The sequence below is a fragment of the Pantoea sp. X-Soil-OKNW-713 genome (genome assembly GCF_059730685.1).
In genome coordinates, this window is record NZ_AP035995.1 from 3842523 (window position 1) to 3857140 (window position 14618).

General features: G+C 52.2%; 12 protein-coding genes. 2 read left to right on the forward strand and 10 right to left on the reverse strand.

The window, feature by feature from the left end; genetic code table 11:
* Positions 1-23 precede the first annotated feature (23 nt).
* Genes tssD through tssB form a run of 6 tightly spaced genes read right to left on the reverse strand, consistent with a single transcriptional unit; the run spans position 24 to position 6229 of the window.
* Entirely contained in the window at positions 24-527 is a 504-nt protein-coding gene (tssD, locus tag AC6I8R_RS17835; protein WP_415175672.1) for a type VI secretion system tube protein TssD, read from the reverse strand.
* A 5-nt stretch (positions 528-532) separates the two neighbouring features.
* Positions 533-2122 carry an OmpA family protein gene (locus AC6I8R_RS17840; protein ID WP_497832667.1) on the reverse strand — a complete coding sequence of 530 codons (1590 nt, stop codon included), beginning with the start codon at positions 2120-2122 and terminating at the stop codon, positions 533-535.
* Complete coding sequence (tssL, locus tag AC6I8R_RS17845; RefSeq protein ID WP_497832668.1) at positions 2119-2799, reverse strand: type VI secretion system protein TssL, short form; 681 nt, start codon at positions 2797-2799, stop codon at positions 2119-2121. Before tssL ends, AC6I8R_RS17840 begins: the two co-directional genes overlap by 4 nt.
* Entirely contained in the window at positions 2796-4136 is a 1341-nt protein-coding gene (gene tssK / locus AC6I8R_RS17850; RefSeq protein WP_497832669.1) for a type VI secretion system baseplate subunit TssK, read from the reverse strand. Before tssK ends, tssL begins: the two co-directional genes overlap by 4 nt.
* A 15-nt stretch (positions 4137-4151) precedes the next feature.
* Positions 4152-5693 carry a type VI secretion system contractile sheath large subunit gene (gene tssC, locus AC6I8R_RS17855; protein WP_415175675.1) on the reverse strand — a complete coding sequence of 514 codons (1542 nt, stop codon included), beginning with the start codon at positions 5691-5693 and terminating at the stop codon, positions 4152-4154.
* Between the two features lie 38 nt (positions 5694-5731).
* Positions 5732-6229 carry a type VI secretion system contractile sheath small subunit gene (gene tssB, locus AC6I8R_RS17860; protein WP_021183490.1) on the reverse strand — a complete coding sequence of 166 codons (498 nt, stop codon included), beginning with the start codon at positions 6227-6229 and terminating at the stop codon, positions 5732-5734.
* A gap of 567 nt (positions 6230-6796) precedes the next feature.
* Between tssB and AC6I8R_RS17865 the strand changes: the two genes are divergently transcribed.
* Positions 6797-8230, forward strand: coding sequence for an RHS repeat-associated core domain-containing protein (locus AC6I8R_RS17865; RefSeq protein WP_497832670.1), 1434 nt, complete (start codon positions 6797-6799; stop codon positions 8228-8230).
* A 123-nt stretch (positions 8231-8353) separates the two neighbouring features.
* Complete coding sequence (gene ddlA, locus AC6I8R_RS17870) at positions 8354-9448, forward strand: D-alanine--D-alanine ligase (RefSeq protein ID WP_021183493.1); 1095 nt, start codon at positions 8354-8356, stop codon at positions 9446-9448.
* A gap of 3 nt (positions 9449-9451) precedes the next feature.
* Here ddlA and AC6I8R_RS17875 read toward each other — a convergent pair whose 3' ends face one another.
* From AC6I8R_RS17875 to AC6I8R_RS17890, 4 genes are all read right to left on the reverse strand, one after another.
* Complete coding sequence (locus AC6I8R_RS17875; RefSeq protein ID WP_208724230.1) at positions 9452-10876, reverse strand: GGDEF domain-containing protein; 1425 nt, start codon at positions 10874-10876, stop codon at positions 9452-9454.
* A gap of 254 nt (positions 10877-11130) precedes the next feature.
* On the reverse strand, positions 11131-12579 hold the full coding sequence (locus tag AC6I8R_RS17880; protein ID WP_415175690.1) for a SulP family inorganic anion transporter: 1449 nt from the start codon (positions 12577-12579) through the stop codon (positions 11131-11133).
* Between the two features lie 2 nt (positions 12580-12581).
* Positions 12582-13223 carry a carbonic anhydrase gene (locus tag AC6I8R_RS17885; RefSeq protein ID WP_497832773.1) on the reverse strand — a complete coding sequence of 214 codons (642 nt, stop codon included), beginning with the start codon at positions 13221-13223 and terminating at the stop codon, positions 12582-12584.
* Positions 13224-13792: 569 nt separating this feature from the next.
* Complete coding sequence (locus tag AC6I8R_RS17890) at positions 13793-14602, reverse strand: 5'-nucleotidase, lipoprotein e(P4) family (protein WP_036625550.1); 810 nt, start codon at positions 14600-14602, stop codon at positions 13793-13795.
* Positions 14603-14618: the final 16 nt, after the last annotated feature.

The following is a 14618-nucleotide window of genomic DNA, read 5'->3' on the forward strand; positions in this document are numbered from 1 at the left end:
GCGGCAATGCCGCCCGCGCTGGTTTAGCCAGCAGCAACCGCGACAGGTCGCGCATTCCACTCATCAGAATGAACAAGGTTGCCGTCTTTATAGTTCCAGGTGATTTTCTCGTAGCGCAGCTCAATATCTTCCAGGTGATTGCGCTTCTCTTTGGTGGCGTCTTTGATGTCATGCACCAGTGGACTCACCTTTACCACCTTGACTTTTTCCAGCTTGATGTTGAAGTACTCCACTTCGTTCCCACCACTATCGATGAGGTAATATTTCAGTTCAGCACTCTCAAGCGTCTGGCCGGTGCTCACCGCCTTGTAGAGATAGGGGCTGGAGGAGTCGATCGCTTTGGTAAACTGCAATGGCGCATGGATACGTGTGCCTGTCACCTTGCCGGTGTTGTCATCGGTGGGGATATGCACCTGATGTTTCATTGCAACCACCTCAATGCTTCCTTCACGGTTTTCAGCCTCGACCGAGCCTTTAATCGCCCCGCCGCCATCGTCCTTCAGCCACAGATAAACTGGAATCGCCATAATTTTTACTCCGTTAAGTGTTGATTACCGTCACCATCCCGTGATGACAGCAGGGTGTCATCTGGCACCTGACAGGCATCTGCCTGCGGCACCAGATGGATTTCGACACGCCGGTTGGTCGCGCGCCCCTCCGATGTATCGTTGGTAGCAAGAGGACGGCTGACACCGTATCCCTGCACCGCAAAGCAGCTCTCCGCTATAGCACCGGTGTCCCGCATCCAGTTACGCACGGCTTCGGCACGCTTCAGTGAAAGCTGCTGATTAAATCCGGGATCGCCGGTATTGTCGGTATGGCCGCTGATCACAATCAGCCAGCCCGGTCTGGCTCGAATGCCAATCAGGGCATTAATCAGTACTTTGGTAGAGCCCGGTTTCAGCACGGCTTTGCCAGAATCAAACAAGGCCAGGCTGTCAAGCTGGGCAATCGTCGGTTGGGGTTCAGGTTGGAGTGGGTGCAGTGGAGGAGGCTGCCAGCTGCGGATAGCATTCAAGACGGGCAGGTGCAGACGCTCACCACGATACAGCCCCAGTCCCAGATACAAAGGTGCCCCCTGTCGAGCCCAGTGGTTCAGCTGAGCAGCATCCTCTCTCAGTACCGCAACTGCCGCCGCTTTTGGCGCTGCCTCAGTCATGGCGATAGCCTGGTAACTGGCGAGATCAAACGCGATACGACGGATAAGCGACTGGTTGTGCCATGCGCTGCAACTCATCGCGATGATCGCGGAAACAAACAAGCCCGTCAGGATAACCGGCAGCGCCCGGCGAAAAGGGGTAAAGCCCTGCCCGCGAGGTAACAAGGGTAGGAGGAAATCAGGTTGGGCATACTCATCCTGGTTTGCCGACCAGCCAGCAACCAACTGCAAAGCGGTGTGCCTGGACAGCCATTGCCGCCAAAGTGAATCCGGCTGTTCCTGCACCAGCGCGGATTGCAGCGCGCTGAGGATGGCATAAGGTGGCACTGCATCAACATCCGGATGCTGCGCAGTAAAGATCTGGCGCACCTGCTGACTGAAACCGCGCTCCACCGCGTTAAACAGCATCTGCTGCTGTAGCACGGTGCTATCCGCCTTTGCTAACCACTGCTCGATGGATTGTGGTGCCTGTCCCTGGTACCAGATCTGCGTTCCCCCCTCTGAGGTCGTGACTTGCCACAGAGGAGTTGCCGTCAGCGTGACGTTGCCCGCCACTCTGATAGTTATCAGCAACGGCAACGCCTGCCGCGTTTCACGCCGCAGCACACCAATTTGCCAACGTAATTCATGAAGCTGGTTTTCCAGCGCTGACTGTTGTGTATGCTGCTGCGGATTAACGCTGATACAGACGGCAATCTGCCCACCCCAGCCAGGACGACATTGCAGCAACTGACGCAAAACATGCTGGAGCTCGCTGCTGGCCGTGATGCGTATCCAGCACCCCTGTGGCACGAGTCGGACAAATTCTCCCTGCGGCCAGCCCTCTGCGTCATCGCCGCAACACAGCACCACCGGCAGGCGATAGCCCGCTTCTGGCAAAGCCTTACTGAATGACGGAGCAGAATATGGAGGACGACGGAAAGAAGCCCACCACATCTTCCAACGCTGAAGTGCAGACTTCATCCTTTCACCTCTGGCAGCAGTGTCGCTATCAGTTGATCCAGCCAGCGATCCAGCCCCCACCACAAAGCCAACAACAGCAACGCGGCAATTCCCAGGCGAACCGGCCAGTGGCTCAACACGCCCTGCGACAAACCGCTGCCAGCCCCAACCAACAGAGGCTGATCAGTGGTGAGCGAGCAAGGGGGAACACGTTCATTGAGCGCACCGATCAGGTTTTGACGCTCCGCAACGTCCAGCGACGGATAGCCGCCAAGGAATCCCAACAACATCACCCGATGAAAGCACTTCACTACCTGAGCATCCGCAGCGGACTGGCTAAGTACCTGCCGCATCCGGTCACACAACGTTTCACCGGCATCGATGGTATGCAGAAAGTGCCCCTGAAGCGGCAGGTGATACCACTGCGTGCAGGCATCATCCTGCACGCCACGCCCCTTGACCGCTTCATCGAGTAATGCACAATGCGCGCGCAGGATATCGTGACGGCTTTCGTCACTGACGCCTGCATTACGCAGGGCTTTCTGAACCCGCTCAATGTCAGTCACGCAACGCTGCCATAACGCTTTGCCCTCTCCCTCCCTGAATTGTGGCTGATGCCGAAGACTGATGACCTGGAGCCAGCAGTTCAGCATCAGTGCATCAATATCCACGGGACTTTCCAGTTGGTTGTCACTCATGTTCTTAGTACCGCAAAGAGTTCAAGTTCCGGGTCACCCAGGGTACCGGGGACGTAAAACATGCAGCAGCCGCTCTCCAGCATCGCGCGTGCTGCCGGATGCGACAGGTCGAGTGAGAAATATTGATTTTCCAGCCGCAACGGAATGGCGGCTGGAACATGGCTCAATGGCTGGAGTGGAACCCCCAACTGTGAAGTGTTCACCAGGCTGACAACATCATCCGGGCTGCCCACTTTGCACTGACGTGGAACCTGTTCCTGAAGTTGCACCACGGGTAAGGGTGAGCGTACCGAAAGATAGAAATCCGCCTCTTCACGCAAACGAGGATCATTGAGGCGAGCACGCCACTGGCGCAGCCTGCGATCATGGCTCATCTCAATCGCCACCACGCGTGAAGGCAGGCTGGCTTCCAGCAGCTGGGAAAGCAGCCTCAATAACGGCGGAAATACATTGTTGAGATCATCATGCTGATAGCAAGGTATCGCGTTGACCTGGTGCTCAAGGGAAAATGTCAGCAAGCTACCCGCCAGCCGTGCCAGTTCCGGATATAATCGCTCTGGCGCGCTTTGCGGATAGCGCAAGAAATTTGCCAGTACCGGCTCAGCGCTGTTCAACGCATTTAACAACCAGAACAACGACACATCTGCGACAGCGAAATCAGCCATACGCTGGTTGCTCTCACGACGCATCGCCATCAGACGAACCAGCCGCGCACGCAGCTGCGTCATCAGTTGTTCCAGAGAAGTCATTAACCCGCGATGTCCACTCATCACCAGCAGCGGGGGAAGAAACTGGCTGTCAATTGCCCAGGTTCCCTGCGCATCCCGTTGCAGACGCACCAGTGGACAGGTCAACCAATCGCTGTTGTCCTGATGGGCAAAGCGCAGCGCCAGCTCCGGATGCAACACGGCAATCTGTTTTGAGTCATCACCAAACAGATTGCGAATGTCGCGCCAGTGCTGACGAAAACGCACCGGACGTTCCGCCACCTGGTCGGGTTGCAGACAATTGCCGCCGTTGGCGTACATTTGCGGAAGCGCCAGCACCACGACCCCCTCCTTGTGCTCAGAACCCAATGTCAGTGTCGGAGGGAGTGGATCGGCATTTTGCGTATCAATCAGCGTTCCATCGCGAAAACGGACCCGCAGATGCCGGGGCTGAAGCCGACCCTGCCTTAGCGATTCCAGTTCAAACTCAGCCTGAAATACCCCCCAGGGATGATTGAGCCCCATGTTTGCCAGACACTCACTGCGCCAATCCATCCAGGCCATCTGCTGTTGGAAATGCTGGGGCGAGATCATCACCCCCCGCCCCCACAGCGGTTGTTCGGTTTTCATCCCTGATTACCACCCTTACGATTTCGCTTTTGGCATCTGTGAAACCAGCGACAGGTTGACATCCATGCCTTCCACCTGGAAATGCGGCACCGCGAACAACTTCACGCGGAAAAAGCCGGGATTATCTTCAATGTCTTCCACCACCACCCGAGCGTCGCGCAGGGGGTGCGATGCCTGAAGATCATCGCCGGGATCAGTCATCTCCGTGACCAGGCTACGTACCCAGGTGTTCAACTCCATCTCCAGCAGACGTCGATCCTTGGTGGTACCGATATTTTCACGCTGGATCATCTTCAGATAGTGCGCAATTCGCGATAGCAGAAAAATGTAAGGCAGTCGTGCGTTGATGCGGCTGTTGGCGGTGGCATCGGCAGTGTCATACTGAACCGGCTTTTGCGTCGAATTAGCCGAGAAAAAGCAGGCATAATCGCGGTTTTTGTAGTAGCTCAGCGGAATAAAGCCGAGATTGGCAAACTCAAATTCACGGGTTTCCGGGATCATCACTTCGGAAGGTATTTTTACCTGATTACCCGTGCCAAGATCGTAGAGGTGGATAGGTAAGTCCTGTACTGCACCACCCGCCTGTGGACCGCGAATTTGTACGCACCAACCATTGTGGATAAAACTGCGCACCATGTTGGCGGCAAAGGCGAAGGACGCGTTAATCCACAGATATTTGTCATGATCCGGGCCTTTCACCTCCTCGACGTAATTAAAGCTACGCACCGGCACGGTATCCGGACCATAAGGCAGACGTCCCAGCACACGGGGCATAGTCAGGCCGATATAACGCGCATCATCACTTTCCCGGAAGGACTTCCACTTGATGTACTCGGCGCGGTCGAAGTAATTGCCGATATCCTTGATGGCGGCGACCTCTTCCATATTTTCTTTCAGGAAAAATGCCGGGCCGACGGAACCAATAAATGGCATATGTGCCGAGGCCGCCACCCTGGCGATATTACGCAACAGGGCAATATCCTGGGCTGAAGCATCAAACTCCCACGCCGAGATCATCGCCGCAATGGGTTCACCACCGGGAGTGTCATACTCGCTGACGTATGTTTGCAGATAGAGGCCGCTCTGGATAATCTCCGGTGAATCTTCAAAATCCTGACGCAGGGCTTCTTTGGAAAGGTCCAGTAGGGCAATTTTGACGTTCTGGCGAAAATCGGCCTTATCAACCAAAGATTTCAGACCACGCCAGGTGGACTCAACTTGCTGAAAAGCGGGGTGATGCATTACCAGGTCAAGCTGGCGACTGATTTGTTGATCAAGGTGTGCAATGTGGAGATCCAGCAACGTTTTGTCGAGCTTCTCAACTTTCGAACCATGTTGTTTCAGGCATTCCAGTAGCACCTGCATCGCTGCGGTAACGCGTTCATCCGCACTGGCATCGGACATTGCCTGATTGTCCTGCCAGATGTCTAACTCACGAAGTTGCGACACCGGATTGAGATTAATTTTTTCGAACAGGGAGTTATAAATACCGGCCGAAGCTGGTCTTTCAAGCACAGTCGTTTGACCGCCAGTAGCAGTTTCATTCTTTGCAGACATGACTATTCTCTCGTATTAATCCATTAAATGACGGGTGATCAGGCCTTTTCTGGCACCAGGGAGGTCAGTTCAGCGCGCAATTCATCGCTCAGCGCGGGATCTTTCAGGATGGCTTCAAATTCTTTGCGGAAGGTAACGTTATCGAGCAGGTTGGATTTAAGGTCGCGCAACAAATTGCGCATCGCGAGCATCGCTTTAAGTTGCGGGATTTGGCGGGCAACCTGTTCCGGTTCAAAGTCGCTGATCTCGCGGAAAGTCAGGTTCAGCCACTGTTCGCTGCCGTCAGCGGCAAGTGTATCCGGTACATTCAGATTGATGGCAGGCGAAAACTCCGCCAGTACATTGTTGAAATTGTTTTTGTTAACTTCGACTTTTTCTCGTTCAGAAATCAGGCGAGTTTCCTGACCATGACTAAAATCCCCCGTAACCAATAACTTAAGTGGCAGTTCAACTTTCTTCTGGCTCCCCCCTGTATGTAGGTCCAGTTTGATATTGACTCGCGCCTTCGGGATCTCATTTTGATAAGAATTGCTCATATTTACTCCTTGTAAAAATGGCAGGGAAAATGGCAGGACAAATCTTTCCGTGTGTAATTCTTGCGCAATATAAATGAGAGTTCTGAAGGAATGCAACGCCTGAAATTACATATTTCGGCATGTATCGCAGAAAAAAACGGCTGACAGTAAACAGTTCCATGCAATTAAACACCAGGAATTTTCATATTTTTTTATGAAAAAAAATAAAAATATCAGATTAATAATTCGTTACCTTGAAAAAATAACATCAATAAATTTCAAGTCATTACGTAATGCCTTCCAGTTAAACCCATCGCGTAACTGGCAAGCATTAAGCGAAGTCGTCGGTATGATCCTGCTGCTGTTACTACTCACGAGAATATATTTGCCATTTTTTTGATCAACCCGACATTTACGCAAGCTATACTTTGGTATAGTCAAGGCATTATTTCCCTGGTGTTAGCCTGAATAGATTAGGCATCCCCTCTTCCGAGGGGAATTTTTTTTCAACCCTGACATCAGGGAAGACTATTTTTTGGATATGATTTCTATAATCCTGCGCTTTTCATCCTGATGGAGAAAAGTACAATGCAATCAAACGGAAATATCATGCAGCGTGAGCAGTATCGTTACTGCGTGCCTGGCACACGCGTGCTAAAATCCTCGTCACAAAAAAATGCCAATTCGGTGCAACAGCATGTCATCCGTTATTTGCCAGGAATTGAAATGCGTATGCGCCATACGGGAACCAGACAGAAAGAAAAATTAGCGGTGATAACCGTCAATAATTTGCGAATCTACTGCTGGTTGTCAGGTATGCCTGAAGGAACGGATAACCAACTTCAACGCCACAGCATTCAGAATCGGAATCACAGCAGTACACTGGAAATTGATGGCGAAGCGGGAATCATCAGCCGCGAAGAATATTATCCTTACGGCGGAACAGCCATCTGGTTAACGCGCAGCCAAATAGAAGCATGTTATAAAACCCTTCATTATTCAGGTAAAGAGCGCGACATAACTGGCCTGGTTTATTATGGTTATCGATATTATGCCCCCTGGATAATGCGCTGGATGAATCCTGATCCGGCAGGAGAAATCGATGGAATGAATGTTTTTTCCATCACCATAAATAATCCCATAACCTTCAGCGACCTTGACGGTAGAATGCGTGAAGAGGGTGGAAAAATATATATCGATGATGATGAGGGTTTTTTTATCTGGATGAAACAAGAAGGCATCGCGAAACATCGAAAAAATGACAAATTGACTGATGAAGAGTATGTTGCAGCGAATGAAGACTACAGGAGTCTGGACAAGAAAAACATATTAGACGAAAGTGTAATCATTGAACAACCTACGATCAAATACACCTGCCGCATCCCTTATTGCGGTGAAAGTTTCGATCGTAAAAATAATTATACGAACCACCTGAGTGATGAACATAACATTCTATTCTATAAGTGTGATTGGCCGGGATGTGGAAATGCATATAAACATCAAGAGAGCTTTTATCAACATCGTAAGCAACATGCACCGGTAAGTTTCCGCTGCACACGCCGGGATTGCAATGCCAGTTTTAATAGTCGCACCTTACTTTCACAACATCTGTCACAACATAATAATTCACGCGAAGTACAATGCCCCAGATCGGATTGTGTCTCTCGTTTTAAGACAAAAGGAGATTTGAACCGACATATAAAAAATGCCCATGCCAGCAAAGCATCTTTTCGTTGTAATGAACCTGGATGTGGGAAGTTTTATAAATCAAAAGATATTCTTGGTATTCATATTTCATCTTCCCACACTGAATTTCAGTTTCAATGTCCAATGTGTGGGCTACGTCTGGTTTCAAGCTACGCTCTGGATAACCATATCAACACGCATACCAAAGAATTTACTTACCTGTGTAGATATCCGGATTGCGGAAAGTATCTGGCATCAATAAACAGTTGTGGCAATCATGAAAGGAAAGTCCACGGCGCGTTACATCATGATGCCCGAAGAAACAGAATCTCATAATCACACATCCCCTCTTTCGAGGGGATTTTTTTGCCGCTCTCCGCCCTTCTCCTCATCTGATTTCCCCTCTTACCACCCCGTGCTATCTTAGCCATTCGCTTTATCGCAATCGGACAAAAAACAATGGCAAAACAACGTGTGGGGATCATTTTCGGTGGTAAATCAGCCGAGCATGAAGTGTCATTACAATCAGCCAAAAATATTCTTGAGGCCATTGATACCAGCAAATTTGAAGTGGTGTTGCTGGGCATCGATAAACAGGGCGAGTGGCATCTGAATGATGCATCCGGCTTTCTGCTAAATGCAGAGAACCCCTCACTGATTGCCCTTAATCGCTCTGGCGAGAATGTGGCGCTGGTGCCCGGCCAGGCATCGCAGCAGTTGATCACGCGTCAGAATGCCCACCCGTTGTCGCAGGTTGATGTCATTTTCCCGATTGTCCACGGTACGCTGGGCGAGGATGGCTCGCTACAAGGCCTGCTGCGCATGGCTAATCTACCGTTTGTCGGTTCTGGCGTACTGGGTTCCGCCGTCAGCATGGATAAAGATTTCACCAAACGTCTGCTGCGCGATGCCGGTCTTAAGGTTGCCCCCTGGATTAGCGTCACTCAGGCGCAACGTGCCCGGCTTGATGCACAGGCGGTGGTGGATCGTTTTGGCCTGCCGCTGTTTATCAAACCGGCGAATCAGGGTTCTTCGGTTGGCGTCAGTAAAGTCAGCCGTCTCGAAGAATTTGCGGCAGCGCTCGATCTCGCCTTTACCTTCGATCGCAAGGTATTGATTGAGCAAGGTATTAAGGGACGCGAAATCGAATGCGCCGTATTGGGCAATGATGAGCCGGTCGCCAGCCCCTGCGGTGAAGTGGTGGTGCACGATGCGTTTTATTCGTATGACACCAAGTACATCAGCGAGAACGGTGCACAGGTAGTTGTCCCCGCCACGATCAGCACAGACGATAGCGAAGCGATTCGCGCCGTGGCATTGCAGGCGTTTCAGGCACTGGAATGCAGCGGGATGGCGCGTGTCGATGTGTTCCTGACTGAAGGCGGGGAAATCATCGTCAATGAAGTCAATACCTTGCCTGGTTTCACCAACATCAGCATGTATCCGAAGCTCTGGCAGGCAGCCGGTCTGGATTATCGCTCGTTGATTACCCGTCTGATCGAACTGGCGCTGGAGCGCCATCAGCAGAGCAGCGCCCTGAAAAGCAGCATGTGATTATCAGGCCACGTCGTTAACCAGCGCGCGTGGCTCGACAGCGGGCGAGGTTTGATTGCGACCGTTGCGCTTCGACAGGTAAAGATTTTTGTCAGCCGCCGAAATCAGGCGGTTCACCACCCCATGCCACTCACGCTCATTCACTGCATTGCCAAGCGCCAGCCCCAGGCTGGCCGTCACGGTGACGGTATTTCCCTGCAACCAGAATTTCTCTCTGACCATCGACTGACGAATCGCTTCGGCCAGTTGATAAAGCTGGCTGTGATTGTAATCAAACACCACCACCACGAACTCTTCGCCACCAAAACGGCAAACCAGACCTCGATTATTCACCACATCCTGAATGCGGCGAGCGATCTCTTCCAGCACACCATCACCCGCATCATGACCGAAGTTGTCATTAATGGTTTTGAAATAGTCGACATCCAGCATCACCACACCTGCCGCTCGCTGCGGTGAGAATGGCTCCTGGCGCAGATTTTCATACAACCCGGAACGCGATAACAGCTGGGTGAGAAAATCAAAATTGGCGCGTAATGACAAACGTTGGTTTAGCTGACGGATAGCATCCATACTGACAGCCACCAGCAACGGGCTGATGGTGATGGTGGCGACGCCGAGGCGAACCGAGGTCAGATGGCTGATGGGCAACAAGGCATCATCGCCCTGAATATTCATCACCCCATGAGAAACCAGGATAATCTCGGTGATGCCCGTGAGCAGCAGCACCAGACTGGTGATGGGGATTGGCAGAACAATCGCACACCAAATCAATGCCGGGACCGGGAACGTCAGGCTACCCGCGCCACCAATCATCGCGCCAATGGTGAGCGACAGCACCACGCCCGTCAGCGGCAGCAGTTTTCCGGGATGCAACAATGAACGCCAGGGGACGGTACGCAGCGGGCGTGCCAGTAATACCGGCAGCAACATCAATGACGTGGAGAATTGTTCGCTGAACCAGTCGCCCCAGGCGGTAATAAAGCGAGCGTTGAAATCCACTTCCTGCGCCCAGGCACCCCAGGTAGCACAGGCCAGCGCCGCCAACAGACAGGCGGGGAAAATACGCATCGCGTTGATCACCTGGCTATTCGCCGAGGGCGGCAGCAGATGCTTAATCAGCATGCTCACCGCGACCAGAATAAACAGGATATTCGCTACATTGAGAGTGACCGCAGGCAGCGCCCAGCCTGAAAATACCGTGTCGTTAAACACCATCGCGACAAAGCACACCACATAGCTGGAGATGCGGTGCAGATAAGGATTACGCACCATCAACCCGGCAATCAGCGCGTTGACCGGCCAGAACAGCGACAGCTCCTGCGGCACACGCAAATGGCTGCCGATAAAGCAGAAGAAAAGCGTGATGAGGAACAGTGAGAGAGCATTCTTCTTAAAATTATTCTCTGCAAACAGCTTAACGCGCATACGTCTGAACCCTGTAACCTGGAAAGTCGCTGCCATACGCCGGTGGGCATCAGCAGGCATTAAACCTGAAAAGTTAGTAATCTGATTCGTTAATTAAGCTCGTGTTCATCCTTCAACTCTGCGGCTGAATCCATCGCCGGTACTAAAGGATGTTGGAGAAAAGCGGGATAATTATGCCCTGTAAACAAAAAAATCGGATATCCGAGATATCCGATTTTTAAGCCAAAACACAAATTTCAGTGGCTAACCGATTGCTATTTTACCGCGACTGGCCACTGACTCAGACGAATGCCACGTTTATCCGCACTTTCGCCAAAATCCTGGAGTACCGCCTTCACGTCCGGATCGAGATACTCAGCATTATCGTGGTCCACAATCACCACGCTATTTTCTGGGATCTCCGCCAGTAGTCCCTGCAATTTGGGATTGTGAATAAAGGTCAGATTCTGCTGGAAGCGCAATACGTAATGGTCGTCATAACGGGTGAGTTGCAACGCATTACGATGGCTTTGATAGAGGCTACACAAAAGCTGGGTCGCAATACCGATGCCAATCCCCGCCAGCATGCCAAACACGATGATGCCGCCAATGGTGGCGAGGAACGGTACATATTGCTGCGCACCCATACGTATTTGTTCGATGAACAAGCGTGGCGTCGCCAGTTTGTACCCGGTATACAACAACACCGCAGCGAGGCTGGCGAGTGGGATGGCATTCAGTAAATCGCTGAACCACAAACCGCAAATCAGCAGCAGCACGCCATGCAGCAGAATCGATACCTTGGTTTGTGCACCCACGCTGACGTTAACCGAACTACGCACAATCACCGCAGTGATCGGCATCGCCCCAAGTAAACCGGCGGTCAGATTTCCCACCCCCTGAGCAAACATCTCTTTATTGGGTGACGGTGCCGGATGTTGTGGACGCAGCTTTTTCAGCGCCTCCTGACTGAGCAATGTTTCCAGGCTGGCAACCAGCGCCAGCGTCACCGCCACCACCCACACCGATGGATTGCGCCATGCCAGCCAGTCCGGAGTTTCCAACTCGGCAGCAAGCTGAGCCATGCTGTCAAACTCCGGCAGGGCAATACGCGGCAGGCCAGCCAAACCGAAGAGCGTCGCCAGACAGCCGACCAGCACCGCCACCAACGGACCGGGTATCCAGCTCAACGCTTTGATCGATTTGACGACAGGCGTGGTCCACAACCAAAGGATCACCAGGCCAACGCCCGCCACCAGCATCGCCGAGGTGGAGAAGGCAAACTCGCCATTGACCAGCGACACCAGCTCCGCATCGCCTGCGGCCCCCAGCGCCACCGGAATCTGCTGGATAATCAGCAAAATACCAATCGCGGCCAGCATTCCTTTGATAACACTACCCGGCACCAGCGCAATAAAACGTCCGGCACGCAACAAACCAAACAGGCACTGCAACAAACCGGCAAGAATCAATGCGGTGAGAAAGGCGGAGAAACTGCCCAGCGTCTCGATTGACGCCACCACAATGGTGACTAACCCGGCGGCCGGGCCGCTCACGGCGAAGCGCGACGGGCTTAACGCGGTGACCAGCAACCCCCCAATCACCCCGGTGAGCATACCGGCAAACGGCGGCAGGCCACTGGCCTGGGCAATACCGAGACAGAGTGGCAGCGCCACCAGAAAAACCACCAGACCGGCCGGGATATCCTGGCGCAAGGTATGCAGATTCATGGTATCGATTCCTCTGTAGATTGCTGAATTAACTCTTTGAGATGTCCTGATTGCAGGTCATACACGCACCCAAACACGTCCAGCGTCTGACCGGCCTGCCATGCCGAACGCACCGGTTCGCTGCCAGTCAGTTGAGCAAATTGGGCCAGCACGTTGGCCTCCACCAGACGGTTAAGTTTGTCGCTCTCCTCTTCCTGCGCATCGGCAGCACGATACGCCGCCAGTCCCTGCGCCAGGTCACGACGCAGAGCTGCAATGCGGCGCGCCAGCGCCGAATCCTCTTTAGCCAGCGGGCTTTCCGGCAGTCCCAGCGCGGCCTGCACCCCGCCACAGCCGTAATGGCCGCACAACACAATGCGTTGTACGCCGAGATAGAAAATGGCGTACTGCAATACGCTCATTAAGTTGTCGTCATCAGGCACCACCATATTGGCGATATTGCGATGGACAAAAAGCTCGCCGGGATGCGCGCCGGTCAACACTTCCGCCGGAACACGGCTATCGGAGCAGCCAATCCACAAGGAATGGGGTTTCTGCTGATGAAGATATTTTTCGAAATAGTGCGGATTACGCTGGCGGCGCTGTAATGCCCAACTGCGATTTTTCGCTAATAAGGGTTTGAGTGTCGTCACAATTATCTTCTCTTAATGTCCGGGAATATCGCATCCAGGCGAATAACGCCGTGAATAAGACCTGATTCAGGGGAAAAACTGGAGATTCCTCACAGAAAATGGTTATAGACGCTTAAGAGTAGTTATGCACCAGGAATATTTCTACCTGCGACAAAATGCCTCTCAATGTAAATTAAGATTCAGTTTACGTCAGAGAAATGTAAGGTTATGCAAGAGATGGTCGCAATGTTACGCCGAATGATACGCATTAAAATCATAAAGTTATATATTAATTTCAATGATGAGTTTTTAATGCAACGACAAAAAAATACACGCACTTTGATCAGGACTTTCGATCTTCCATACCAGACAAACCATTTTTACCAGGAAATATCTTAATTATAAAATTTATAATTAGACGATTTCACCATAAAATAAGCTTTATTGCAGAATAACACGCCATTATCGACCGGTTGTGGTGGCAAGAGATCAGGAAAATAATGAGGGGAATAATAGTTGCAATGAAAAGTAAATATTGCCGGACCTAAAGCGGATAAAAAAGCGCCCGCATCACAGGCGCTTTTTTGCCTGACGAATTATTTACCGTTCCACGCTTTGAGACGCGCTTCACGTACCTGCAACTGCTGTTCTGGCGTCAACTTGTTGTAGTTTTCCGCCATCCCGCTCTCCCAGTCGCCATAAAGTGGATTAGGCAGGACGATAAACTGGGTGCCAAAACGCTGATGGTTGCTGCTCACGAACGCCTGACGCTGCGCGTTGCCCTGATGCCATGTCGCCCCACCAAAATCATTCAGGTTATCCCCGGCGTACAGCACCACGTTATAACCTTCCGCTTTGATGGCATCGAAACGCGCCTGTTTGTTGGAGCTGCCAGTACTGAGTCGTACCGTTTTTTCACTCACCCCGGTGAAACCGAGTTTCTTCAGGTTATCCACCGTCGCGGCGTAATCTTTCTGGTCACGGTTGGAGACGTAAAACATGATGCCGCCGTGACTGTTCACGTAGTTCGCGAAATCGACCGCCCCCGGTACCGCCGTCGCCTGGCGCGCCTGGGTCCAGGCAGACCAGGTTTTTCCGCTGAATGGCTGACCATTCTTCGCCTGCCACGCGCTGTAGGCGCTGTTATCAATCATCGTTTCGTCAAGATCGACAATCACCGCTTTCGGCTTACCCGCCAGCGAAGGGGCCTGATCAAACGCCATACGCGCAGTATTGAATGCCTGCCAGCTCAGCGCCTGATATTCGCCCGACTGCTGGAACCAGTTGACGGCCAGCACCGATTGCTGGGCAAGCTGCATCTGTGCCTGCTGTTTGTTTGGCTGCGCGCAGCCGGTCAGCACCAATGCCATCAGGCCGGAGGCGGCCAGCCAGGTGGTTTTTTTCATCATTTCATCCTTAAGC